Source organism: Gloeocapsopsis sp. IPPAS B-1203 (genome assembly GCF_002749975.1).
In the GTDB taxonomy this organism is placed as follows: Bacteria; Cyanobacteriota; Cyanobacteriia; order Cyanobacteriales; family Chroococcidiopsidaceae; genus Gloeocapsopsis.
This window is the reverse complement of sequence record NZ_PEIG01000006.1, coordinates 263,102-289,442: the sequence shown is the minus strand read 5'-3', so window position 1 is coordinate 289,442 and position 26,341 is coordinate 263,102. Positions and strand designations below refer to the sequence as shown.

The 26,341-nt window shown below is 41.5% G+C and carries 24 protein-coding genes; 16 read left to right on the top strand and 8 right to left on the bottom strand.

The genetic code is table 11. The features are described from left to right. The first annotated feature begins 272 nt into the window (after window positions 1–272). The 3 genes from CSQ79_RS13140 to CSQ79_RS13130 are packed head-to-tail and all read left to right on the top strand — an operon-like array spanning window position 273 to window position 4,603. Entirely contained in the window at window positions 273–2,540 is a 2,268-nt protein-coding gene (locus CSQ79_RS13140) for an ATP-binding protein (protein ID WP_099701623.1), read from the top strand. After that, entirely contained in the window at window positions 2,541–2,993 is a 453-nt protein-coding gene (locus tag CSQ79_RS13135) for a response regulator (RefSeq protein WP_099701622.1), read from the top strand. A gap of 2 nt (window positions 2,994–2,995) precedes the next feature. After that, complete coding sequence (locus CSQ79_RS13130) at window positions 2,996–4,603, top strand: hybrid sensor histidine kinase/response regulator (RefSeq protein ID WP_099701621.1); 1,608 nt, start codon at window positions 2,996–2,998, stop codon at window positions 4,601–4,603. A 211-nt stretch (window positions 4,604–4,814) separates the two neighbouring features. Here the strand turns inward: CSQ79_RS13130 and CSQ79_RS13125 are convergent, their stop codons facing one another. From CSQ79_RS13125 to CSQ79_RS13115, 3 genes are all read right to left on the bottom strand, one after another. After that, on the bottom strand, window positions 4,815–6,194 hold the full coding sequence (locus tag CSQ79_RS13125; protein WP_099701620.1) for a cytochrome P450: 1,380 nt from the start codon (window positions 6,192–6,194) through the stop codon (window positions 4,815–4,817). Between the two features lie 157 nt (window positions 6,195–6,351). Further along, a complete protein-coding gene (locus CSQ79_RS28900; protein WP_099701619.1) occupies window positions 6,352–6,696 on the bottom strand; it encodes an S-layer homology domain-containing protein in 345 nt (114 codons plus the stop codon). A 280-nt stretch (window positions 6,697–6,976) separates the two neighbouring features. Beyond that, on the bottom strand, window positions 6,977–8,173 hold the full coding sequence (locus CSQ79_RS13115) for an NAD(P)/FAD-dependent oxidoreductase (RefSeq protein ID WP_099701618.1): 1,197 nt from the start codon (window positions 8,171–8,173) through the stop codon (window positions 6,977–6,979). A gap of 155 nt (window positions 8,174–8,328) precedes the next feature. Between CSQ79_RS13115 and CSQ79_RS13110 the strand changes: the two genes are divergently transcribed. From CSQ79_RS13110 to CSQ79_RS13065, 11 genes are all read left to right on the top strand, one after another. Beyond that, entirely contained in the window at window positions 8,329–9,108 is a 780-nt protein-coding gene (locus CSQ79_RS13110; RefSeq protein WP_099701617.1) for a GntR family transcriptional regulator, read from the top strand. Window positions 9,109–9,219: 111 nt separating this feature from the next. Next, window positions 9,220–10,182, top strand: coding sequence for a class II glutamine amidotransferase domain-containing protein (locus CSQ79_RS13105; protein WP_099701616.1), 963 nt, complete (start codon window positions 9,220–9,222; stop codon window positions 10,180–10,182). A gap of 20 nt (window positions 10,183–10,202) precedes the next feature. Then, complete coding sequence (locus CSQ79_RS13100) at window positions 10,203–10,898, top strand: GltB/FmdC/FwdC-like GXGXG domain-containing protein (protein ID WP_099701615.1); 696 nt, start codon at window positions 10,203–10,205, stop codon at window positions 10,896–10,898. Window positions 10,899–10,953: 55 nt separating this feature from the next. Then, window positions 10,954–12,267 (top strand): FMN-binding glutamate synthase family protein, encoded by a 1,314-nt coding sequence (locus CSQ79_RS13095; protein ID WP_099701614.1) that lies wholly within the window; start codon window positions 10,954–10,956, stop codon window positions 12,265–12,267. Between the two features lie 104 nt (window positions 12,268–12,371). After that, window positions 12,372–13,805, top strand: a complete 1,434-nt coding sequence (locus tag CSQ79_RS13090) for an acyl-CoA dehydrogenase family protein (RefSeq protein ID WP_099701613.1) — start codon at window positions 12,372–12,374, stop codon at window positions 13,803–13,805. Between the two features lie 248 nt (window positions 13,806–14,053). Beyond that, window positions 14,054–15,469: an ammonium transporter gene (locus tag CSQ79_RS13085; protein ID WP_099701612.1), complete on the top strand. Its 1,416-nt coding sequence runs from the start codon at window positions 14,054–14,056 to the stop codon at window positions 15,467–15,469. An 11-nt stretch (window positions 15,470–15,480) separates the two neighbouring features. Further along, the gene (locus tag CSQ79_RS13080) at window positions 15,481–15,912 is read left to right on the top strand and encodes a hypothetical protein (RefSeq protein WP_099701611.1); all 432 of its coding nucleotides are present in this window, start codon (window positions 15,481–15,483) and stop codon (window positions 15,910–15,912) included. A 9-nt stretch (window positions 15,913–15,921) separates the two neighbouring features. Then, window positions 15,922–16,737, top strand: a complete 816-nt coding sequence (locus CSQ79_RS13075; RefSeq protein WP_289501100.1) for an MOSC domain-containing protein — start codon at window positions 15,922–15,924, stop codon at window positions 16,735–16,737. A 165-nt stretch (window positions 16,738–16,902) separates the two neighbouring features. Next, the gene (locus tag CSQ79_RS13070) at window positions 16,903–17,376 is read left to right on the top strand and encodes a DUF29 domain-containing protein (protein ID WP_099701609.1); all 474 of its coding nucleotides are present in this window, start codon (window positions 16,903–16,905) and stop codon (window positions 17,374–17,376) included. A 30-nt stretch (window positions 17,377–17,406) separates the two neighbouring features. Beyond that, window positions 17,407–17,556: a hypothetical protein gene (locus CSQ79_RS27750; RefSeq protein WP_289501098.1), complete on the top strand. Its 150-nt coding sequence runs from the start codon at window positions 17,407–17,409 to the stop codon at window positions 17,554–17,556. Window positions 17,557–17,678: 122 nt separating this feature from the next. After that, window positions 17,679–19,061, top strand: a complete 1,383-nt coding sequence (locus CSQ79_RS13065) for a flavin monoamine oxidase family protein (protein WP_099701608.1) — start codon at window positions 17,679–17,681, stop codon at window positions 19,059–19,061. A gap of 86 nt (window positions 19,062–19,147) precedes the next feature. On the opposite strand, the gene CSQ79_RS13060 is transcribed toward CSQ79_RS13065, so the two are convergent. Both CSQ79_RS13060 and CSQ79_RS13055 read right to left on the bottom strand, forming a co-directional pair. Continuing rightward, entirely contained in the window at window positions 19,148–19,834 is a 687-nt protein-coding gene (locus tag CSQ79_RS13060) for a haloacid dehalogenase type II (RefSeq protein ID WP_099701607.1), read from the bottom strand. Beyond that, on the bottom strand, window positions 19,827–20,564 hold the full coding sequence (locus CSQ79_RS13055) for a GntR family transcriptional regulator (RefSeq protein ID WP_289501097.1): 738 nt from the start codon (window positions 20,562–20,564) through the stop codon (window positions 19,827–19,829). The genes CSQ79_RS13060 and CSQ79_RS13055 overlap by 8 nt, the downstream gene beginning before the upstream one ends. A 66-nt stretch (window positions 20,565–20,630) precedes the next feature. Between CSQ79_RS13055 and CSQ79_RS13050 the strand changes: the two genes are divergently transcribed. Then, on the top strand, window positions 20,631–21,995 hold the full coding sequence (locus CSQ79_RS13050) for an MATE family efflux transporter (RefSeq protein ID WP_099701605.1): 1,365 nt from the start codon (window positions 20,631–20,633) through the stop codon (window positions 21,993–21,995). A 29-nt stretch (window positions 21,996–22,024) separates the two neighbouring features. On the opposite strand, the gene CSQ79_RS13045 is transcribed toward CSQ79_RS13050, so the two are convergent. The 3 genes from CSQ79_RS13045 to CSQ79_RS13035 form a co-directional block, all read right to left on the bottom strand. Continuing rightward, a complete protein-coding gene (locus tag CSQ79_RS13045) occupies window positions 22,025–23,794 on the bottom strand; it encodes a hybrid sensor histidine kinase/response regulator (protein ID WP_099701604.1) in 1,770 nt (589 codons plus the stop codon). Between the two features lie 205 nt (window positions 23,795–23,999). Beyond that, the gene (locus tag CSQ79_RS13040) at window positions 24,000–24,584 is read right to left on the bottom strand and encodes a hypothetical protein (protein WP_099701603.1); all 585 of its coding nucleotides are present in this window, start codon (window positions 24,582–24,584) and stop codon (window positions 24,000–24,002) included. A gap of 206 nt (window positions 24,585–24,790) precedes the next feature. After that, complete coding sequence (locus tag CSQ79_RS13035; RefSeq protein ID WP_099701602.1) at window positions 24,791–25,675, bottom strand: heme-dependent oxidative N-demethylase family protein; 885 nt, start codon at window positions 25,673–25,675, stop codon at window positions 24,791–24,793. Window positions 25,676–25,743: 68 nt separating this feature from the next. Here CSQ79_RS13035 and CSQ79_RS13030 point away from each other — a divergent pair, with 68 nt between their 5' ends. Further along, complete coding sequence (locus tag CSQ79_RS13030) at window positions 25,744–26,295, top strand: GNAT family N-acetyltransferase (RefSeq protein WP_099701601.1); 552 nt, start codon at window positions 25,744–25,746, stop codon at window positions 26,293–26,295. The last annotated feature ends 46 nt before the right edge of the window (window positions 26,296–26,341 follow it).

Genomic DNA, 26,341 nt, shown 5'->3' with positions numbered 1-26,341 from the left:
ACTTGTGTTGGCGTGGCTTGGGATACCTTTTAGTCGTAATATTGAAATTATTACTAATTTTATAAAAGACTTAATTTTTTGAAATGATTATCATACGAGCAGATGCAATGATTAAAAAATAGTTAAATTTTAAGTCAAGCGTATCAAATACCATAAACCTATCTGAAGTGTCAGCTTTCAGTTGAGGCATAGTGAAGGTATTAGCCGTTATTTATCGCTGTTACCAAGGCGCTTTAAATTAAAGCAACGCATTTTGGATTCAAGGAAAGCGTATGAGTCAAAGTAAAGACAATATCATAGTCCAACCAATCGATTTAACGGCATATGATAAAGAATTTCTTCATCTTTCTGGAGCAATTCAGCCACACGGTATCCTTTTTGCATTAAAAGAACCTCAGTTAGAAATTATTCAAGTTAGCAATAACACATTTGAACTACTTGGTTTTCAGCCACAAGAGATACTCCATAAAAGCTTAAAGGAATTACTCACTCCCCAAGAAATTCTTTTTATAGAAGGATGTTTACTCAAAGATTTTGAAAGTGTTAACCCGATCAAACTCTCTTTAAATAAGAGTACCAAGATTAAAGATTTCGACGGAATACTTCATCGCTGCGATGGCATACTCATTCTTGAATTAGAGCCTAAAATAACTCAAGAAGAAAGAGATTTTATTCGATTTTATCATTTTGTCAAAGGTGCGATCGCCAAAATGCAAAATGCACCTAATCTATCTGAATTATGTCAAAATATCACCCAAGAAATCCAAAAACTAACAGGTTTTGATCGAGTTATGATTTATCAGTTTGATGGTAAACAAGCTGGTAAAGTTGTTGCTGAACAAAAACGAGAAGAGTTAACTGCTTATTTAGGTTTACATTATCCAGCGTCTGATATTCCTGAGCAAGCTAAAAAACTTTATACACTCAATCGCCTGCGACTAATTCCTGATATTGAGGCTCAACCTAAACAATTAATTCCTTCGCATAACTCTATTACAAATAAACCTCTCGATCTTAGTTATGCAATCTTAAGAAGTGTTTCCCCTTGCCATTTAGAGTACTTGAAGAACATGGGGGTTACTGCTTCTATGTCAATTTCATTAAATAAAGATAGAAAATTATGGGGGTTAATTGCTTGTCATCATTACTCAACTAAGTATGTTTCTTACGAAATTCGGACTGCTTGTGAGTTTTTAGGACAAGTCATGTCTTTAGAGTTAGCTAGCAAAGAAGAAAATGAAAGTTTAGATTACAGAATAAAATTAAAGACAATTCAAAACAAGTTTTTGGAAGCAATGCCTTTAGCTGAAAACTTTATGGAAGGTTTAGTTAAAGACAAAACTAATTTACTAGAATTAGTTGACGCACAAGGCGTTGTCATTTGCACTGATGGAGACTTAGCAATTGCAGGAAACACACCGAATAAAAGTGATATTTATGATTTACTGGCGTGGGTAGAGGCAAAAATTGATAATGATATATTTTATACAGATTGTTTGCCGAAGCTTTATCCAACAGCAGAGAGATTTAAGGATGTAGCAAGTGGTTTAATTGTTCTATCAATTTCTCAGATTCAAAAGAATTATGTATTGTGGTTTCGTCCAGAAGTCATTCAAACAGTGAATTGGGGAGGCGATCCACAGCAGTCAGTAAGATTTGAACAAGAAGGGAGATTATCACCGCGTAAATCATTTGAACTATGGCAAGAAACAGTGCGATCGCAATCTTTACCCTGGAAGCCATGTGAAATCGATGCTGTCTTAGAATTGCGGAGTGCGATCGTCTCAATTGTTTTACGTAAAGCAGATGAACTTGCCAGAATTAATATCGAGTTAGCCCGCAGCAACAACGAACTTGATGCTTTTGCTTATATTGCTTCTCACGACTTGAAAGAACCGCTGCGCGGAATTCATAACTACTCAAACTTCTTGATTGAAGATTATGCTGAAATATTAAATGCTGAAGGAGTATCAAAATTACAAACATTGGTACGTCTGACACAGCGCATGGAGGACTTGATTAATTCATTGCTACATTTTTCCCGTTTAGGAAGAGTAGAACTTTCTGTACAGCAGATCGATTTGAATGAGTTAGTAAGTAACGTGATTGATGTTTTAAGTATTAGTCTCGGACAAACTGATGTAGAGATTAATATTCCGCGACCTTTACCAGCTATCTATTGTGATAAAGTTCAGGTAAGTGAAGTGTTTAGTAATTTGATTACTAATGCAGTTAAATACAACAATCAGGCAACTAAAAGAGTAGAAATTGGTTTTTTAGACGGCGATCGCACTTCCAAGGAATCACCTACAGTTTTCTATGTAAAAGATAACGGTATCGGTATTAAAGAAAAACATTTTGATGCGATTTTTCGGATTTTTAAACGGTTACATACAGTTCATAAATATGGCGGTGGAACAGGTGCTGGTTTAACTATTGCTAAAAAAATTGTCGAGCGTCATGATGGAGGTATTTGGGTAGAATCGACATATGGAGAAGGGAGTACATTTTATTTCACTTTGCAAGGTAAAGGTGGGTAAATGGCAGAAGCAACTCAAACATTACTAGTCATTGAAGATAGTGATGAAGATTTTGCTGCTTTTGAACGAATTCTGCGCAAAGCATCAATTAACAACGTCGTCTATCGTTGTGTTGATGGAGATGAGGCATTAGACTTTCTCCGACATAATGGTCAATACCAAGATAGAACAAAAGCACCTCGTCCTGGAATTATTCTTCTCGATCTTAATTTACCAGGAACAGATGGTAGAGAGGTGTTAGAACAAATTAAGCAAGATAGCGAACTTAAAATGATTCCGGTTGTGGTTTTTACGACTTCTTCTAATCCTAAAGATATTGAAGTTTGTTATCAGTGTGGAGTGAATGGTTATATTCTCAAACCAATTGATGTCAAAAAATTGATGCGAACTGTGCAAGTGTTAATAGATTACTGGTTTGAAGCAGTAATTCTTCCTAACTCAGTAAGAGGATAATTATGGTACAACAGCGGACTATTGTCATTATCGATGATTGTCTAGAAGACAGAGATACATATCGCCGCTATTTAATAAAAGATGATACGTATGCGTACCAGATTTTTGGGGAAGAATGTGGGGAAGATGGACTAGAGTTGTGCAACTTAGTCAAACCAGATGTGATTTTATTAGACTTCTTGCTACCAGATATTAATGGGTTGGAATTCTTAAGTGAATTACAGTTGCAAATGGGTAAAACCAACTTGCCAGTGATTATGTTAACAGGTCAAGGTAATGAAGCGATCGCAGTCCAAGCAATGAAAAGCGGTGCTTCTGACTATCTTGTTAAGGGAGAAACCACAGCAGAAAGTTTGCGTTTAGCAATCCATAGCGTGATCGAACGCACTCATTTACAAACTTTACTCGAACAAAGCGAACAGCGCTTTCGGACTTCTATAGAAACAATGCTTGATTGCTTTGGAATTTTTACGAGTATCCGCGATGCTGCGGGTAATATTATAGATTTTGCAATTGAGTATGTGAATGATGCTGCTTGTGCGTTTAACTCAATGAGTGCGCAAGAACAAATTGGCGCTTCACTTTTATCTCTACCGCTGTTTCCTCAAGATGAACTATTTAATGATTTTTGCCAAATCGTAGAAACAAGCAAACCCCTGACTAAAGAAGTTTTATTCTATGCACTCAACGATGAGAAGTACCTCAGTAAAGCATTAGATATACGCGCAACTAAATTAGGTGATGGCTTTGTGATTGCTTGGCGCGATATTACTGATCGCAAGTGCTTAGAACAAGAACGCGCCCAACTACTGATTCAAGAACAACTCGCCCGTACAGCAGCAGAAGCAGCAAATAAATCTAAAGATGTCTTTTTAGCAATGGTTTCGCACGAGTTGCGTAATCCACTTACTGCCATTCTCATGTATACTCAGCTATTACAAGCTCACAAGCTCAAAGAAGATCAAATTTGCCGCGCTTACGAAACGATAGAACGCAACGTCAGATTACAAAAACAACTGATTGACGATCTACTCGATGTATCGCGAATTGTTTCGGGCAAACTTCACCTCAATATGCAACTCGTTGACTTGGGAGTTATTTTGCAAGCAGCAGTAGATACAGTGCGCCCAGCAGCCGAAACTAAAGATATTCAACTAGAATTAACAATCGATTCTTCTCCTAGTCACAGTGAAGGCGTTAATTCCGTTTATCCCTCCATACTGTTTGGTGATGCTACTCGCTTACAACAAGTGATGTGGAATTTATTATCCAACGCAGTTAAGTTTACACCTCATCACGGGCAGGTTCAAGTTGCACTCAAGCTATGCGATCGCACAATTCAAGTTATTGTTACCGATACAGGTCAAGGTATCAGTTCTGACTTACTACCACACGTATTTGAACGTTTTCGCCAAGCTGAAAGTTCAATCAAACAAGGTGGATTAGGCTTAGGACTTGCAATTGTACAGCATATCGTGCAACTTCATGGTGGTTCTGTCAAGGTAGAAAGTCCTGGTGTTGAACAAGGCGCAACTTTTACAATTGAATTTCCAAAAACAAGCGATCGCACTTCAACTCAAATCACATCAGATTCTTTGTCGAGAACTTAAATGTGGCTAGTGGCTAGTAGGAGTGTGGGAGAGTACGCGGGTGGGAGTGAGTGGCTAGTGGCTAGTAGTGAGTGGTTAGTGGCTAGTTTTGAATTAAAAGAATTTTCTTTACGAGTAACTCATACACTTTATTAAACTCAAAACGTGCTTACGCACCGCTACGCTAACAAAACTCAAAACTCATAACTCCCCAGCTTTCTATGTAGTCACTTTAAACCAACGCAGGAGACTTCTGCGATCGCACTTGCTTAACAACCATGCGTAAATTTGCCGAAGGCGCAACAGTTAATCCTCGACGCGTTGGCTTGATAGGTGTTTGATTTGCTAGCTGTAAGTCATATTGCGCCAGAATTGTTGCTAAAACTAATTTCATCTCAAACTGCGCGAAAGCAAGCCCAATACAACGACGATTACCACCACCAAAGGGTAAATACTCATACGGTGAAAACTGTTTTTCGAGAAAGCGTTCTGGTTTGAAACACTTGGGTTCTGGGTAAAGATCTTCGCGGTGATGCGTGAGATACACAGAAGGAAGTAACAGCGTACCTGATTCAAAATGGTAGCCCATGATGTCGATGGGTGATTTGACAATACGCGGAAAAGTATTAATTGCGATCGGGTAAATTCGCAAAGTTTCACAGCATACAGCATTTAAATAAAGTAGCTTAATCACAGCACTCGGATCGGCATTTGGTGGCAGTGTATCAAGTTCTTGCCATAACTTCTCGCGCACTTCAGGTAAGTTGTCAATCCAGTACAATGCCCATGATAAAGCAGAAGCAGTTGTTTCATGTCCTGCAAATAGTAATGTCACTAATTCGTCACGCAGTTCTTTGTCAGTCATTGGTTGACCGTCTTCATCGCGGGCATCGAGCAGTAAACTGAGAATATCGTCGTGCGGTGAATTAGATTCTCTTCTTTCTTGGATTTGGGCATATATAATGCCATCAATTTGCGATCGCAACTTCACAAAACGCCCCCACGGACTCCACATCCCCCAATCTTTTTGCAGTGAAGGGAAAAAGAGTAACATTGAACTAACGGGAGAACCTACTCCATCTAATAGCCGTGTCAGTAGTTTTCTTAATTCCTCAAAGCGATCGCCTTGATGTAATCCAAAAACTGCACTTAAAATCACGCGCAAGGAAATTTCTTGCATTGCAGCGCGGACATTGAATGATTTACCAACTTCCCACTGACTGATAACTTGTTGCGTTATCTGACGAATTGTTTCGCCATACGCTTTTAAGCGATCGCCATGAAATGGTGGCATTAATAACTTGCGCTGGCGTTGATGTGCTGCACCATCGAGTAAAATAAGCGAGCGATCGCCTAGTAAAGGTAATAAAACGTTGTTTGCACCGCTACTATCAAAAGTTTCTGCTGGCGCACTAAAGATTTGCTGTAATGCTTCAGGGTTACTAATATAAACGACTGGTGGTGACACATTTTTGGCGACAACGTAAATATCACCATACTGCTGATAGCGTTTTTCTAATATTGCTAGCGGATTGAAAATCCACCGCATCATATTGATTCTACGCTGTATGAATGATGGACTTGGACCATCTAGAATTTTCTGATTATCCATAAGACTTTTTTTAGAACGTAGACGCGTAGCAGCTTGCCACTACTGATTATCAAAGCTATAAATGGGCTAAACCCAAAACTCCTACTTCTTCAACTCAAAACTCATAACTCATAACTCCTACTTCTTTAACTCAAAACTCATAACTCAAAACTCAAAACTAATCACCCACCCCTACTCTGCCATTGAGTTCTCGAATTTCGGCGTTGAGTTCTCGTTGGCGTTGAATTAAAGCTTCAAATTCGGCGCGTGTTGCTAGGTCACGATTGGGAAGCAGTTCATTTACTCGATCTAAGCAAGCGTTTAACCCTGCCGCAAATTCGTAGCGTGTCACTGGGCGATCGCCTCGAAATGTTTCATCAGGATACCCCGAAAGACAACCTGGTTCGCTACTAGTTGCAGTATTTGGTGTTTGAGCTAAGGCACTTGAGTTATAAAGACTTGCTGTAAGTACTAGGGGAGATGCGATCGCAGCTTGCACCAAAGTTTTTAATATCTTAGACATTGATTTATCTTTACTATTTCAATTCAAAGCAGCACTGTAATTGGCTACATATCTTCTATTGTGCAACGTCCTCGACTACCACTACTTTTACAACGTTAAGATTGAGATGATTTCCACTTGATATTTAGAAGTATTTCTGATATAATTTTCTTCATAATGGAAATCTGTTCTTTTGTTTTTTAAATGTTTGGATTTCTATTATATAAAAAACATTGTATAGCTAAATTACTAACTTAGCAAGTACCCCTAACATACTTTTCCTCCCCACAACTATGCATTTTTAGCGCAATCCTTTGGCTTTGCCATAAGTTATAGGTGATTTAACTAAGTCATTTTCTTGAAAACGACTGAAGCGAAAGATATCCAACTTATCCATTGCAGAGCGATCGCCTAAGATAAATTGACTCATCAGTTCACCAATAATCGGACTAAGTTTGTAGCCATGACCGCTAAAACCGACAGCACAGTATAATCCTGGAATGTGCTTGAGAGTGTCAATAATCGGTTGATAGTCTGGTGTCACGCCCCAGATACCTGAATACTTATCGACAACTTTAGCTTTTTCTAAAATTGGATAGCGTTGAATCAGTTTTGTCTGCAATTGTTCAGTAATTTGCGGATAAATTTGTCCGTGAAAATCATCAGCATCTTGTAACATAAATTGCGAATGATACTTAGGATCGGAATTCCCAATTCGCGTATAAGGTTGTTGCGGATCTGAGCGCGAGTAGCAAAGATTTACTAAATCAGAAACAACAGGGTGACTTTGCAGATCATGTGGTCTTTCGACAACCACAACGTGTTCCACAACAGGATTGACAGGAAAATCTAAGCCCAAATTTTGCGTAAATTTTCTTGCCCAAGGACCAACACAATCGACAACAGTGCGCGTGGCGATCGCACCTTTACTTGTCACAACACCTTGAATTCCTGAAGCATCTAACTCAATATCTTTAACAGGTGTTTGCGTGAGAACTTCTACACCTAAATCTGCAGCACGTTGTGCAAAAGCCAGGGTTGTTTGTGGTGGGCTACCATAACCTGAAAGTGGTTCATAAGCAGCAGCGGCAACATCATTGAGATTGAGGTAAGGAACTCTGGCTTGAACTTCTGCTAAATCAATTAAATCAACACTAATATTCATTGATTGATGCATTTGCACAACAGTTTGAAGAGTTGCCACATCTGCGTCTGAGACTAAAACATAGTATCCACAAGGATCAAAACCACTCTCATAGCCACCGAAAAGTTCCTTAAAATTGTGAAATCGTTGTTGAGATAGATATGCTAACTCGGCTAAAACAGGATGCGTGTAGTGCGTGCGAATAATACCAATACCTTTACCTGATGCCCCATTTGCCAGTTCCTTTTGTTCTAGTAGTACCACCTTTCCAGCTTGATTTTGTGCTAGATGCAAAGCAGTCGCTGCACCAATACAACCTCCCCCCACTACAACGACATCTGCTGTTTCAACCATCCATCGTTCTCCTAGTTAAAGCCTAGAGGCAAATGATCCTGAACGTTATCCGATATCAATGCAAATTACTTATTATAACAAGTATACCGAAGTTAAGCCACCGATAGTAAAAGCAATACATGACACAATAAAGATTAGGCTCTCGGATATTTTCAATGACATCGCCAGTAGCAGTTAACTCCAATCTTCCTTTACACTTAGCCATTTCAGAACAGCTACGCGAGCAAATTTATAGTAGTGAATACTCTCCTGGAGAGCAACTTCCTAGCGAACATCAGTTAATGTTGCAGTTTAACGTCAGTCGGATTACAGTACGACGAGCGATCGCCAATCTTGTCAACCAAGGGTTAGTCATTTCGCATCGTGGTAAGGGCGTCTTTGTCAAGGATCGCAAAAAAGTCACGCGTTCCCTTTCTAACCCTCTAATCTTCTTTGATGAAGATATGACGCGACAAGGCTCTACAGCAAGTATTTGTAGCCTCAGCTTTGAAATAGTCGCACCATCACTCAAGGTCTGCAAGCAGCTACAGTTAGATGAACGAACACCACAAGTTTACTGCCAAAAAAAAGTTATTCTTACCGATCAAATTCCTGTTGCAGTAGACATTACCTACATTCCCTTCAATTTAGGTAAGACATTTGCGACAGAACTACAATCAAGCTTAATTTACCCAACACTCGATAGTAATGGTGTTTCAATTGAACGTGTAGCAACGATCATTGAATGCACCCATGCGCCTCATGAAGTCAGCGACTATCTAGATATTCCCCTGGGTGCACCATTACTTGTAAATCGCTACATAGCTTATACCATAGGAGAAAAACCCGTCATTTGTGGTGAGACGCTTTCGCGGGCTGATCGACTATGTTATGCAGTGACATTGACGAAACACGATACAAAATTCCAACCGCAAGAGTCAACAGAAAATCGGTAATCTTGGACACAGATTTATTGAAAACACCTTGTTATAACAAGATAAAATTTTAATCTATCGTAATGACGAAAGTGACTAGCAACTAGCCACTCTCTAAGGGAGGAATAAGTAGTGTGTGGTATAGCAGGCATTATTTATCGACAACCTGAGCTATACAAAAACTTAGGAATCGATTTACTGCAATTAATTCAGCCCCTAGAAACACGAGGACCTGATTCGTGTGGAGTAGGAATTTATAGTAATTCAGTTTCACATAATGTAAAAATTCTCTTATTTGCTACTGAACAAGTAGCGTGGGAAGAAGTTAAAAAATGGTTACACAATCAAGCTCAAGTGATTAAATTCGATGTTATTGGTAGCGGTAGACGCATCATTATAGACACAAATAATCAAGCTTTAGATTTAGCAGAATTTAAGCATCACTTAGCGACTCATTTCCCGCAAATACACCTAATGAGTGTAGGGCAACTATTAGAAATTTATAAAGAAGTGGGCACAGCAGAAAATTTGTTTCAAAGATATCAATTAAAGGATTTTTCAGGAAGTCATGGAATTGGACACACTCGCATGGCAACCGAATCTGTTGTAGATACCTATCACTCGCATCCATTCACCTCAGCACCAGATTTATGCCTGGTACACAATGGTCAAATCTCTAACTACTACAAACTGAGATTTTTCTTAGAAAAGAAAGGCATCGAATTTGAAACTGACAACGATTCCGAAGCGATCGCCCACTACATTCGGTATCAACTCCTGCAAGGCTTTTCCTTAGAACAAGCCCTCCAAAATCTCCTCAATGATATCGACGGCACATACACATTTCTCGTCGCTACCTCCGACAAAATTGCCCTCGTCCGCGACAAATTCGCTGCCAAACCAGCAGTCATTTACGAAACCCCAGAAATGATTGCGATCGCCTCCGAATACCGCTGCTTCCTCAGCCTCCCCCACTACAATCCCAACGCCAAAATCTCCGAACCCGACGCCGGAGAAATCAAAATCTGGTCAACCAATAACACACAGCAATCAACTCGATTCAATACTAACTCTCAGCTAATAGCTAACAGCTAACAGCTAATAGCTCACTAATTATGCAAACAATTCCCCAACAAATCGTCATTGACTGCACCAACCTCACCACCCGCGAAATCAATCAAAAACTCAAAGCCCTAGCCGCCTCTGAAAGCATTCCCGCCAAACTCCTCAACCCTGCAGGAAGACATAACCTCGCCGTCGGTATCACCCAAATTGCGATCGCAATTGACGGACCTGTAGGATACTACTGTGGCGGATTAAGCGATAACGTCAACATCGAAGTTTTTGGTGATTGTGGCTGGTCAGTAGGCGAAAACCTCATGAGTGGTAACATCACCATCCACGGCAATGCTTCTGCCAACACCGCCGCATCTGCCCACGGAGGTAAAATATGTATTCTCGGTAATGCGGGACCCCGTGCTGGAATTTCCCTTAAAGGTGCAACACTTATTGTGAGTGGTAATGTCGGTTACGGTTCAGCATTTATGATGCAGCAAGGATGCATGATTGTTTGTGGCGATGCTGGCGCTAATTTGGCAGATTCGATCTACGAAGGTGCAATTTTTGTCGGTGGAGAAATCAACTCATTAGGTGCAGATGCCAAACTCGAACCGATGAATGACACTGACTGGCAACTTTTAGAACAAGAACTATCAGCACTCAATATAAGTGCTAGAGACTACAACTTTAAGAAAGTCATTTGTGCTAAACAGTTGTATCACTTCAAAGCGAAAGATTGGGGGAATTATTAGGGGCTAGTGGCTAGTGGCTAGTGACGAGTGGCTAGTGATAAGAGAGAGTAAAGTAATGGATAGTGAAAAAGTATTAAAAACGAGTAGTACGTACACACCCGAAGCGATCGCCGCAATTCAAGAACGCGCAGAACTAGGGCGCTATATGATTCGTGGTTATGGGGCGTTTCGTAATGTTCCGCGATTTGACGATCTCGTTTTTCTCACTACTTCCCTGACACGACTTCCCCTCGAAGGCTACCGCGAGAAATGCACAACAAAAACTCTAATCGGTACGCGCTACGCCCAACGCCCGATGGAGTTAGACATCCCAATTACAATTGCCGGAATGAGTTTCGGGGCGCTGTCTTACAATGCTAAAGTGGCTCTAGGACGGGCTGCAACCTTACTCGGAACCTCGACAACAACAGGTGATGGTGGGATGTTACCTGCCGAACGCGAAGCATCTTCCAAGTTAGTTTATCAGTGTCTACCTTCACGTTATGGTTTTAACCCGACAGATTTAAAAAAAGCTGATGCAATTGAAATTGTTGTCGGACAAGGTGCAAAACCTGGTGGTGGTGGTTTATTACTAGGGCAAAAAGTCAATAAAGTTGTCGCTGGAATGCGGACATTACCCGAAGGAGTCGATCAGCGATCGCCGTGTCGTCACCCTGATTGGATTGGTCCTGATGATTTAAGAATAAAGATAGAAGAACTGCGTGAAGCAACTGACTGGGAAATTCCTATTTACGTCAAAATGGGTGCCACCCGCGTTAAAGATGACGTTAAACTGGCTGTCAAAGCTGGCGCAGATGCGATCGTCCTTGATGGGATGGAAGGTGGAACTGCTGCAACGCAAAGCATTTTTCAAGAACATGCTGGAATTCCTACACTTCCCGCGCTAGTGCAAGCTGTAGAAGCTTTACAAGAAATCGGCGTTTATGGAGAAGTACAGCTTGTCATTTCTGGTGGTATTCGTTCAGGACCTGATGTTGCTAAAGCTTTAGCATTAGGTGCAGATGCTGTCAGTTTAGGAACTGCGACTTTAATCGCAATGGGATGCAATAAACCTGTTTACGTAGAAGATTACCACAAATTAGGTACCGAACCTTATCACTGTCACCACTGTCATACCGGAATGTGTCCTGTAGGTATCACAACGCAAGATGCAGAATTGATGCAAAGATTGCCTATAGAAGAAGCGACAACTTATGTTGCCAATTACTTGCAATCATTAGTCATGGAAGTTCAAAGCTTAGCCCGCGCTTGCGGTAAATCCGACGTCCACAACCTCGAACGTGAAGACTTGGTCGCACTTACTTTAGAAGCCTCCGCGATGGCAAAACTACCACTCGCTGGTACAGATTTTATCATGGGGCAGTCGTAGGAAGTAGAGGGTAGTAGGGTAGGCGGGTAGGATTAACAATTAGATCCCACACTCTCACTCACTCGCCCACACTCCCACTTAGTCACTAACCACTAATCACTACTATGACAAAGAAATCTTGGGGTTTGGAAGCATTTTGGGGACTAGACTATAACTTTGATCCGCAATGGGTATTAACGCCAGCACAACAGGAATTACAAGCAAAAATCATTAACTTGTGTGCAACAACACTGCGCCCGAATGCAGTGGAGTCTGATGCAAATCTAGTTTATCCGCGTAAAAACTTTGAAGCTTTAGCCTCATTGGGATTACTCGGTTTGTTAGTTCCTCAAAAGTGGGGTGGATTAGGCGAAAATCATACTTGTGCAGCGATGGTGGTAGAAGCGATCGCCCGTTATGGTTGTCCGAGTACCGCAATGTGCTACACGATGCACTTAGGTGCGACAGCCGCAGCCTTATTTCGTGCTGAACACAATCTTGAACTACAACAAGTTCTGCAACGCTTAGATCGTGACGTATTTATTGGTACATTATCTTATTCCGATCCTGAAACAGGTTCGCATTTTTGGTATCCTGTTTCCTCAAAAGCTGAGAAAGTAGCAAACGGCTGGCAAATTACAAAAAACGCTTCCTGGACAACTTCAGCCGGATTTGCAGATTGGTACATTGTGCAAACTACCAGCCCCGAATTCAACGGCAATTACTCTGACTTATCGTGTTTTTTAATTTACGCAGATGAAGTCCAAGCTAACCCTGCCCAATGGGATGCTTTAGGTTTACGCGGCAATCAATCTGGTACTCTGCTTGTTGATAACATTACTATACCTCCCGAAAGAATGGTTGGTCTTAAAGGTGACGGTGCAGCGTCCAATGATGAGACTGTCGATCCGTTCTTTTTGTTGTGTTCCTCCGCTTGCTGGAATGGAATTGCACTCGGTGCGATTGATATTGCCAAACGCCACACCACACAGAAAAAACACGTAGATGTAGGAATGCGCGTCGCAGATTATCCTACTATTCAAGATTATTTTGGTGAAGCAATTATGGAAACAAATGCTTCTCGCAATTTCGTATTTTCTATCGCCAAAATGATGGATGATATTACAAATCAATGTGATTGGTCAATTCATCAAGATATCACAGCAATGCCACGTTCTGCTTACTTACATTGGTACTGGCAAATTAAATTTATTGCCGCTAAAAATGTAGCTCATGTTTGTGATAAGATGCTCCATGCTTGCGGTGGTACAGGCTTTAAAAAAGAACTAGGAATCGAGCGCTATTTACGCGATGGTAAAGCTGGATGGGTCATGGGACCAACCAACGAAGTCCTAAGGCAATTTGTTGGTAAATTAGCATTATTAGGAATCGATTCGCTTGACTACTGGAATCAACACGTAAATGAACGCGTACTACACAACGAAATCAACAAATTAAACCTCGAAGATAAAAAAGAACTCGCCGCAACTCTACTCGCTCAAGTAGCAAATGAGGAAGCTATAAATAATCCAAAAGTACTCCAAGAAACTCCAGGCTGAACGATTGCTGTACTGCACAATTTTACTCTCTTTATATATTCTCTGTACCACGCCTCCGCTGGGAGTGGCTTCTCTATGTCTAATAAGGTTCATTAACTTTTTATTAACATTTAGGTAGACAAGACACCTACCCCACTTTTCTCGATCTAAATCCTTATTGGTAACACTGGTTACAAATAATAAATACCACCAGCCGCAAACTTGTAATAACAAATCTATCATAAGTATGAACTTATCAAGCATTACTCATGAATGCTGAAGCGCAAGAATTTTTAGGAACTTTTATTTCAGAGAGCTACTACTTCTATGCCTCTGTATTCATGTTATTAATTCATGCGGGTTTTCTTGCCTACGAAGGTGGTGCGTCGCGCACCAAAAATGTCCTTGCCACGATGGTAAAAAACCTTCTTACACTCTCAAGTGTAGGACTCGCATTTTTCTTCTTTGGCTGGTGGGTTTATAACGCTTTTCCGCTGTTTCCAGTTAGTGGTGGAATACTTGGTCCTTGGACAAATCCAGCAACAAACGAAACTGTAACAGCTGCAATGGCAGTTGTAGAAACATCTTATCCTTGGTCTGATGCCTTAGCACCAAACACTGCCGATCATTTAACCGGAGTCTTCTTTTTTGCTTTTGCACTATTTGCAATGACTACCGCTTCAATTCTTTCAGGAGCCTTAATCGAGCGTGTTAAAATTGGTGCATATATTATCTTATCAATTGTTCTAGGTTCATTCACTTGGGTTGTTGCTGCAGCGTGGGGATGGAATCCATTCGGTTGGTTTTACACAGCGTTTGGCTATCACGATTTTGGCTGTTCAGCAGTCGTTCACGGTGTTTCTGGTTTCTTCGCTTTGGGAGTATTACTTAATCTTGGTCCTCGCATTGGTAAGTATGACGAAAGAGGAAATCCAAAACCAATTTTACCACACAATCTACCGCTAACAATGGTAGGTTTAATGCTCATTTTTGTTGGTTTTTACGCCTTCTTAGCAGCTTGTTTAATTTTCCTCCCAGGCTATACCAGAGAAACAACAATTTACGGCACTCCAATGACTTTAGCTTCGATTGGAGTCAATACAACACTTGCACTAGCATCTGGAATTATTGGTGCTTATATTTCTTCCAAAGCTGACCCATTTTTCACAATTTCGGGAGGACTTGCAGGAATCATTTCAGTTGGTGCTGGTATGGATTTATATCATCCAACTGTAGTGATAGTCTTAGCTTTCTTTGGTGCTTTCTTAATGCCAAAAGTTGCTTTATTTATTGAAAGAATTGGTATTGACGATGCTGTAGGTGCTTTCGGCGTTCACGGCTTTTGTGGTTTACTCGGAAGTTTAGCAGTTGGAGTATTAGCAACGGGTTATCCTCAAGGCGAAGGTGTACCGCTAACCGGATTTATCGGACAATTAATTCCTACGCTAGTCTGCGTAATTATCTTAGGGTTTATTCCAGGATATGGCACAAGTTGGTTACTCAAGAAATTTAATCTCTTGCGCGTACCACGCGATGAAGAAATTGCTGGATTAGACATTGCAGATTTAGGTGTTGAAGGCTATCCCGAATACAGCATGAACTGGGCAACATCAGCCATTAATGCACAACAACGTAGCGAAACAGTAGCAAGTAGATTAGAACCACAACCTGGAGTGCAAGAGTAAGGAAGAAATCTATGAGTAGTCCATTTAGTAATCCAAAAGAATTCCTTGAAGTTGAAGGACCAATTTATACTTTTGGTAACAATTCCACAATTATTACTTTCCTCCTCATTGTTAGTGCTGTTTTGTTTTTATGGTTTATCTATGCTTCGTACACAATTAAAAGCGGTAAACCAGCACCCAAAAATCCTGTTGTTTTGAGTCTTCTAATTGCTGCAAGTACAGTTTCTTTCGCAAGTTCAGTATACAATTCAACAGTTGAAAAAATTTATCAACCTTCTCGAACTAAAGAAACACCGTCACGAGTCAGTAGCTCAAATAAACAACAATGGCAGCTACCCATGACTTTGATCAGTATGGTTGCATCTGGTGGCTTATTGCAACGTCGTTCGCTAAAGAATCATCGGAAAAAGCGTAAGACTATTAAACGTAACAAGTACCAATGAGGTTTAGTGATGACAGCGTCGGTAGTTGGTTCAGTTATCTCGTTGTGGCGTTATCCTGTCAAATCAATGATGGGGGAAGAGTTGGATGCAACTGAGATTAGCGAACAGGGAATAGTAGGCGATCGCGCTTATGCTTTAATCGAATCCGCCACAGGTAAAGTCGTCAGTGCCAAAAATCCCCGCAAATGGGCTAAATTATTCGACTTCCACGCTGCTTTTATTGATTCACCGACAATAAATAACATTCCACCAGTTGAAATTACACTTCCAGACAGCACCAAATTATCAAGCGAACAAGAAAATATCAATGAGTTACTTTCCAATGTATTGGGGCGTGGGGTAACACTCGCATCAACTGCACCACCGCAACTCCTTTTAGAAGAATATTGGTTAGATATGGAAGGGCTACCGCATCGGGAAACTGTTACAGATGAGAACATACCTGCGGGTACTTTCTTTGATTTAGCCACAGTACATTTGTTAACAACAGCAACAATCGAACGCTTACAGCACTTAAATTCATCGGGACGATTTGAAATGCAGCGATTTCGTCCTAATATAGCAGTTGCTTCTACCACGAACAACGATTTTGTTGAAAACGGCTGGATTGATCGCACAGTTGCAATTGGTGAGGAAGTTCGCCTAAGTATTACAGGCTTTTGTCCCCGTTGTGTGATGACAACTTTACCTCAAGGTGATTTACCTAACGATCCGAGTATTCTTAAAACAGCACTACAGCACAACAAGGGCAATGCGGGTGTTTACGCCAGCGTAGTGCAGGGGGGTACAATCCGTTGTGGTGATTTGATCCAAATTTTGGATTAATGTATCTCCGCCACTAAGTTGTTTGCAATCTCCTCATCCGTGCGACTTTGAGGTAATTGCTATATTCTGAACCTACTCTATTATACTCTTAAAGCGACCCACGACGCGATCGCCTACTCATCATATGTGCGGTATTAATTCTAAAAAGAGGCAACTACTATGAGTATGGAAGAAGTCAAAACTTTGTACGAGACAGACTATCAACTCTGGCTAGCGCAAACCCTGAAGAAGTTGCGATTGGGAGACTTTGAAAATATTGACACAGAAAACTTGATTGAAGAGGTAGAAAGTTTGGGTAGAAGCGATCGCCATGCAGTTTCCAGCTATTTGATGCGGCTTTGCGAACATTTACTCAAGCTTAAGCATTGGGAAACTGAACGGGAAATGTGTTTTAGGGGATGGAATTTAGAAATTACCAACTTTCGGATTCAAATTCAAGAACAACTGGAAACTAGCCCCAGTCTGAAAACATTTTTACAAGAGAACTTTCTCAAGCAATATACAAATGGTCGAAAATTGTTTTTGAAAGCAACCGATCTGGATTCTAGCTTGATTCCTGAACAACCATGTTTTACGCTGGAGCAAGCACTAGATGAAGACTGGCTACCCTGGGAACATAAATCGACCTCTAATCACTGATAACAAATGTATCCCTAATTGAACTTAAAAGTGACGGTTGCGGATAAATCAACTTATACATTTTATTCTGATATACCTGCACCACTGGGTAAAGTAGTTGCAGAATATCGCATTGCGCCTGGAAGTGCGATCGCCTATTCGGTTAAAGCCGGACAATATAATCGATGTCGAGGTTCTTAGTGTATTGGCGTGCAAATCATTCAGTTTACTTTTAAATAAAAAATGCAATCGCTCCACCGCAAGTAAGATTATCGCAGATATCAGCAGAATATCAACTCAAAAATAGTGTTCAAAATAAAGTCATGTCATCACCTTCCACTGTCTATGATTGTATTGTCATTGGTGCTGGACTTGCTGGACTCATCGCTGCCCGCAATCTGCATCGGTTAGAAAAAAGCGTTCTAGTTATCGAAGCACAAGATCGTCTTGGTGGTCGGATGCACGGTCAATACCTACCATCAGGGCAGTGGATTGATCGAGGAGGACAATGGGTTGGTCTAACGCAAGATCGCATTTTATCACTACTAGACGAGTATGGCATACGTCGTTTCCCATCACCATCCGAGGGGTTGAAAGTACTTGTATTTGATGGGCGGCGCTATGAGTTCGACGGTTTTTTTCAAGGTTTCCCAGAAGGAGAAGCCCCTGGAGTAAGTGAAGCAGAATGGCGCGATGCTATGGAAGCATGGAAGCGTTTTGCAGCCCTTTCTCAAGCTTTACCTGTAGGGCACCCACGCCGAAATAATATAAATCAACAACTTGATGGTGACACGTTTGCAAGGTGGATTGCAGATAATACGCATACTGCTTTTGGTCGCTGGTACTTTTCTTATATGGCTCGTGCTGTCGGCTACCTAGGACCTGCCGAACCTCATCAGATATCACTCCTACACGCCCTTTGGGGACAAAAATGCGCGCCCCAGTCTGAACACCCCGAAGCTGATCTCTTGCATGGTGGGGCAGGGCAAATTCCCCAGAAGATAGCAGATGAATTGGAAAATCGCATTCGGCTTGGTGAACCTGTGTTACGCATTCGCCAAGACAGTACAAAAGTTGAAGTTGAAACAGCTAAAAATTCTTATACTGCACAGTTTGCAATTGTGGCGATGCCACCTTATCATGCAGGTAAAATCACTTACGATCCGCCAATGCCGCCTTTACGGGCACAACTAACACAGCGAGTTCCTATGGGATGTTGTGCAAAAATCATGATCTCCTACGATCAACCATTCTGGCGGGCGCAAGGGCTTGCCGGAATTGCGATCGGAAACTGTCAGTGGATTGAACTTTGTGTAGATAGTTCTGATCCGGAAACTGGAGTTGGGGTGATAGCAACGTTTGTCGTTGGCGATCGCTACGGACGTTGGCAAGCATTGAGTCAAAGTGATCGCCGCGCTGCTATCCTTTCTGACTTAGCAATTTATTTTGGCGATGAAGCGTTGTCGCCCTCAACCTATGATGAAGTAGATTGGCCAAGTGAACCTTGGATAGGAGGTGGATATGCTGCGTTCATGCCGCCTGGGGTGTGGACAAGCTTTGGTGAGGCACTCACAGCCCCCGTAGGACGCATTTATTGGGCAGGCACAGAAATTGCTGAGCGTTGGGCTGGATTTTTTGATGGTGCTGTACGCACAGGTGAGGCAGCATCTGAGGCAATTCAGTCGCTTCTATCAGCAGAATACTAATATATCATGCGTTTTAGACTAGTTGATGGTTAATATAGCTGTGCTAAACGATTTTTGAACACCGCACCTCCATCAACAATTAACAATCAACTCTTCATTAACAAAACAAGCGATCGCAAATCTGGTACTTCTAAATGCGGTTGACTACTTTCAGGTAAATGAGTGCTATCTTCTGCATTCCGATTTACCCAGACTGTTGTTAATCCTAACGATCGCGCTGGAACGATATCATGATACAGACTTGCGGCAACGTGTAATATTTGCTCTTTTGGTACCCCAATTCTAGAAAATGTCAGCTTGAAATTATTTAAAGATGGTTTATAACTTTGTGCTTGTTCTGCTGTAATAATTTCATCAAATTCAACTTTTAAATGCTTTGCAGTAGCAGCGAATAAATCGTTATCTACGTTAGAAACAATGACTAGCTTGTATTTTTGCTTGAGTAAATGAAGTGCTTCTATTGTATCAGGAAAAGGTTGCCAATTTTGTAAAGATTCAGGAAGCGAGTTGATTTCGGTTGAAGTCGGTATAAAACTAAAGCGATCGCCAAACTTTTGCCCAACTTTCTTGAGAACTTCTCGGTATTTAATATAACCATTCTGCTGAATTACTGGCTCAAACTCAGAATAATATCTAATGATTTCACGATCATCTACTTCAACACCATGAGCAGATAAAATAGGCTTCATTGCTCCTAAAATACCACTTTCCCAATCAATTAAAGTTCCGTAGCAATCAAACGTTAAAGCTTGATAATCATTAAAATTAATCATTTTTCTGTTCTAATGTTTTTAAGTGTGCTATTAATGCTTGACCATCACCGTTATGTTCTTTCGCAATTTGTTCTGCAACTTCAGCATTACCTGAACAAATCGCATCAACTAGACTTTCGTGCTGTAATCTAATTTCATCTAAATCTGGATGAATCGCATTGCAAGATACGATATACAACCTAATTTGCTGTTCAACAACTTTGTATTGTTGCTGCAAGCGTTGGTGTTCTGAAAGTTCAATGATAGTTTTATGCAATGCAAAATCTGTCTCTGCTAATTCTTGCCACTTGCCTAATTGTGCCGCTTTGATTAATTGTTGTAGCTTAGTATTCAAAATCTTAGTTTTAGCAGGTGTGATTGACTCTGCTATCAGTTTTGCGGCTAAACCTTCTAATGCATTGCGTAGCGTGTAAAGTTCCCAAGCATCCCGCGAACTTAGTCCTGAAACTGCACAACCGCGATACGGAAATTGTTCGACTAAACCTTCATACGTTAACTGTTGTAATGCGGATCGAATTGTACCGCGACTTAAGTTGAATCGTTCTGACAATTCAATTTCTAATAGCCGCGAACCTGGCGGAAGAATACCACTAAGAATTTGTTCACGAATCGCATCCGCAGCTTGTACTTCAAGACTACGATGAACGATTGTGAGTTGCGATCGCCTCTTCATGGGGAGATGTACAGCAGGATTAAGCAATATTTTATAAACAAAAATGTAGATTGTCAACAATCAGCAATGCTAAAGTGAACTAGAGCTAATATTAGCCGTTTCCAGTTTCATGCAATATGCACGATGTGTTTAACTCCAAGCCAATCGCTTCGTACTGAATTTAGGGAGTTTCTGCGACTTGCAATTCCCTTGGCAAGCGCTCAAGTTGCCCAATCTACAACAGGCTTTGTAGATACTGTCATTATGGGTAGATTAGGGTCAGAAACTTTAGCTGCGGGAGGACTCGCGGCAATCACCTTCACAGCGCTACTCAACATTACCAGCTGGGTGATGAGCGGAGTTAGCCCTTTAGTGGCGGAAGCTTACGGCGCAGGCAACAAAGCTCGAGTTCAACAAGTTGCGCGGCAAGGGTTATGGCTATCACTGATACTTGCCATTCTCGTAATGTTCTTGCTCGGAAATATCGATACGCTCATGCGCCAGTTTGGACAACAAGAAACGACTGTGGCGCAAGCAAAGACGTATTTAGATATTATGCTTTGGGGTTTATTTCCCGCTTTAGCGTTTGCAACGTTACGCAGTGTTGTCTCTGGGCTTTCTCACGCACGTCCAATCATGATCATTGTTGTCGTTGGTACGCTGTTTAATATTGTAGGTAACTACGTCTTAGGGTTTGGTAGATTGGGGTTTCCGGCACTAGGGCTACAGGGGCTTGCTTGGGCAAGTATTGTGTCGCTTTGGGGAATGTTTTTGTCGCTCGTTGCCTACATACTTAGACACAGGCAGCTAAAAACTTACCAATTGTTTGAGAATTTACATTTGTTGAAGTTGCAAATCTTTTGGGAGTTGGTATTAATTAGCGCGCCAATCGGGGTATCTGCGGCATTAGAAACTGGACTATTTACTATTGTTACTTACCTAATGGGAGCATTAGGAACCGAGGTACTCGCTGCACATCAAATCGTTTTGCAAACCATCATTGTCATCTTCATGGTACCCCTGGGAATGTCCTTTGCAACAACAGTTCGCGTCGGGCAGTGGAATGGGCAGCAAAACTATGCTGCGGCACGCCAGGCGGGTTATGTAGGAATAAGTAGTGGAGTCGTATTTATGACAATGATGGCGATCGCCCTGCTTGTATTTCCTCAGCAAGTCATTGGGTTATATATCGATGTCCGTGCGCCAGAAAATGCCACAATATTAACCGCAGTCATGCCTATGCTGACAATTGCGGCGATCGCCCAAATCTTAGACAGCGTACAAAAAACCACATCCGGCGCACTCTATGGACTCAAAGATACTCGCGTACCAATGTTAATCAGCTTCTGCACCTTCTGGGGAATTGGGTTAACTAGTGGTTACTTACTTGGATTTCACTTTGGTTTGGGTGGTACGGGATTATGGTTAGGACAATCGATTGGTGTGGCGATCGCCGCTGGAGTTTTCTTATGGCGTTTTCATCAACTAAGTTTGTCTAAAAGTTGGTAATTGGTAATTGGTAATTGGTGATTTTCAACTCAAAACTCAAAACTCATAACTCCTTTCCATCCTGCGAGGTTTGCAATCACAGCAACTAACTCAGTTGGATTCACAGGTTTGGCAATATGCATTTGAAATCCTGCTGCTAGGGCGCGGGTGCGATCTTCTACTCTGGCGTAAGCTGTCAAAGCAACAGCTGGAATTCTGCCACCACTTTGTGCTTCCATTGCTCTAATGCGGCGAATCAGACTATAACCATCTTCCCCTGGCATCCCAATATCGCTTACCAAGATATCTGGTTGGAATTGTTCAATTGCAGCGATCGCATCTGCAACCGACGCTACTGCACTCACCACAGCACCACACTCCTGGAGTACTGTGGAAAGTAACTCACGGGCATCTATCTCATCGTCAACGACTAGAATTGATAAACCACTCAACGTTGGGGCGTAATCAAACAAAACTTCGCCGCCCACAGTAGGATGGATTCGTTCTGATTCATTAGTATTTAATACCACTGTAAGTGGCAACTGAACGACAAAAGTTGACCCCTGTCCTTCTCCTGGGCTTTGTGCTTGCACATTTCCGCCATGTAATTCTACTAAATGACGTACAATTGCTAATCCCAAACCTAAACCACCATGCGATCGCGTTTGTGTACTATCAGCTTGCTTAAAGCGTTCAAAAATATACGGTAAAAAGTCAGAGTTAATACCCACTCCTGTATCACTCACAACAATTTCAACGTGCGAATTTACCCGTTCTAGCCGCACTTGAACTCGCCCACCTTTTGGCGTAAACTTAATGGCATTCGATAGTAAATTCCACACTACCTGCTGTAAGCGATCCGAATCTCCTGAAACTGGACCTGCTAATGGATCGAGCACACTTTGAATCCGCACTTGCTTTGCATCAGCCGCAGGACGCACCGTATCAATTGCTGCCTCAATCACCGGAACAAGCTCAATTGGACGAACGTGCAAGCGCAGTTTACCAGTAATAATCCGTGAAATATCGAGTAGATCCTCAATTAAGTTTGCTTGACCTCTAGCACTACGCTCAATGGCTTCCAGTCCACGAGAACGTGTCGCTTCGTCTAGCTTTTGGCTGCGGAGAAGTTGCGACCATCCCAACATTGCATTGAGTGGGGTACGCAATTCATGAGAAAGTATAGAGAGAAACTCATCCTTTGCTCGATTCGCAACTTCCGCACTAGCACGGGCTTCTTGTTCGCGCACGAGCAATTCATCTTTCAATTTATTCGCAGTTTCAAGTTCAGTAGTGCGCTCTATCACTCGTTGTTCGAGTTCCATGTTCAAAGTACGAATCCGTTCCTCTGCTCGTTCGCGTTCAGCAATTTGATTTCGTAATTCTTGGTTAGCAGCTTCAAGCTGTGCCGGACTCGGTAACGCTAAAGCCTGTGGTACTAGTGGCACAAGCAGTACAGCCGTATAAACTGAAACAACTGCTGTGATAAGTTTGATTGTTCCTGATAGCCAGTAATTAGGATGCCATAGCGTCCAAATCCCCATTAAATGGGTTGTACCACAGGCTACAATAAAGGTTCCAAACAGCAAAAAGATCCAATTGAAAGGTAAATCTTTCCGCTGCCGAACAAAATAGAATAGCGTCAGAGGAATTGAGTAGTAAGCAACTGCAATCAGTGAATCAGAAACAATATGTAGCCCTACTAATTCTGGTTGCCATAGATAGCAGTGACCGTGAGGAATAAATGCCTCTAGAGTGGTCCCTTGAGATCTGCTCTGATGTATTAACTCAGTAGTGACTTCTGATATCAAACTATTCATCTTTTTTGTTATTGAGCCATTCCACTTGTGCGGAAAGATTCGGGTTAATCCAACCCTTTTAAATCATTTCAGCCAGCTTCAATCACTATGATATTTGACGCACAGGCATATGTTTTGACAAACAATCAAAAAATTAATCGGATTTACTTCATTAACCTACTTTTCCTCATGCATCATAGGCGATCGCCTCAATCCAAATAGATCCTCAAAAAGAGTAGCTGAGTCCTACAGAGGCTCCCACTTGTGTTGTATCTAAAAAGCCAGCATCAACGCTGATACTTGCGCCTACGGCATCCGCAATTGGTACGTCTAAACCCACCGTTGCCATAGGAGCAACCTGTCCATCATCGCCTGTAGTAATTACAACACCACCGCCAATATAAGGAGTTATACTGTCTCCAATATCAGTGTCTGCTCCTGTAGGAAAATCAACCGTTAAAGGAACAGTAATACTAGGATCGGATGTCAGACCTACAGAAGGGCGCACCGAAAGCGAATCTGTCAAGCCAATTCTGCTATTAATTGAGACACTACTTTCCCCCATTGCGGTATCTCCTGTAATACCAATGTTACCACTGACGCCTATGGAGAACCGAGAACGACCATTTGTATCATCACTCAAAGGTTCAAAGAGCTGAGCAGTTACTTGAAGTTCAGTAAGGTAGGGAGTTGCAGCCGCATTAGCATCAGAAGATTGGACTGCAAAATTAACAGTTTCAGCCTGTACCGCCCCACTACTCCCAATTATTAAGATCGTGAATCCAGATACAGCAAAAGCATACTTCAACATAAGCTCACCCTGATTAAGTACAAAAAACGCGATCGCATCCTATATGAAATTAGACAATAAGTAATAAAAAACTTGGCTCAATAAAAGCTAATAGCTAACTACTATAGTTAAAGCCTTTGAGTAATATTTATTACCTCTTTATCCAGATAGCGATATCACTTAGTTAATATTGCATTTGATGAAATCCTCATCATACTGAGGGCTGATCAAGCTCTAACTCGCTGCAAATAGGCTAAAAGTGCTGTCTGAATAGGAAAAATATTTTTGTAGATCTGCACTTCGGGGGGAATTTGCTGAACGACTGTTGCTAGTTGAGATGCGATCGCCGGATCGCTTGCGAGTTTCTGCAAAGAATACACGTAAGTACGAATTGTAAACAAAATACCATCGGTTACAGGTAAGCATCGCAGAGTTTGACGCTCAACTCTTAACCAAAGTTTCTCCCCAGCATTATCAGCAGTAATATCTGCACCAAAGGCTTCAGTACTGTGGCGTTGAGTCAGACACAATTCTGGAGAATCAACAATACCCCAATTTAGACGATACCCAGGACATTCCGGTTTTAAGCGGTGAAAATACTTATTCACAGATTGTTCTAGCTTCTGGGCGTAACCTGGAACCGGATCGTGAATTTGCACCAAAGGACGCCCCAACTTTTCCGACAAGCGCCACCGCGCTGGAAAACACACCGAACCTGCAGTCAGTACGTATTCATGTTTAAGTTGCATTAAACATAAATCTTCTTGCACTAAACGTCCTGCTAAATCAAGCGGATTTGCCGCAAAATCATTCAGATGCCAAACTTGTTTAGTAATCTTATTGAATATACAGTTATCTTGCTGTTGATAATAATCTGGAAAGTACTGCAACAAATGCTCTAACAGTAATTGCAAGACTTCTTGCTGTGCTGCTTCACTTTCTGGCAAACTACCAAAAACTTCTGAATAGCGATCTTTGAGTAGTTTGTCTTTGTAATTCAATTCGTCAGCAAAATCTTCATCAATCTCAATCCAGTGTTGCAATTGTAAAGGCTTTAGCCCCATTGCCATTTGCCATTGCCCATTTGCAAAGGGTAAATAAAGAGGTTTCACCTGATTCTCCCTCTGATATTGCCTTACATACTCTAAAGTTTAATAAATGCTGTCACCGATTGTTATTAATGCTTGCTTTCCCCTATCTGAAAACAGAACGGCTGATACTTCGCCCAGCAACTCAAGCAGATGCTGAGGCTATCTTTACTGTATTTTCCGATCCTCAAGTCACTCAATTTCATAACCTTGATACATTCACCCATATTGATGAAGCAATTGAGGTTATTGAACGCAGAGCAAAAGGATTTGAAAGTGGGCGTGGTATACGTTGGGGTATTGCTCGCCAACAAGACAATTGTTTGATTGGTTCGTGCGGCTTCACATGGGATAAACAAGCAAATGCTGCTGAGGTTGGTTACGAACTTGCCAGTCAATTTTGGCAACAGGGCATTATGAGTGAAGCTTTAAGTGCCATTCTGCAATATGGATTTGAAACCATAGGAATACAGTATGTTATTGCAGAGGTTATGTTAGAAAATATAGCTTCTAAAAAATTATTGCAAAAATTAGGTTTCCATCAGGGTAAATGGATGCAACATGGCTTTTGGAAAGGGCAATATCATGACTTGGAGCAGTTTATTTTAACAAAAGCTGATAGGCGGCTGGATACACCTACGTAGCGAGGCGATCGCCTTTCCAACTAAGTGTCACTATTAAAAAGTTCAA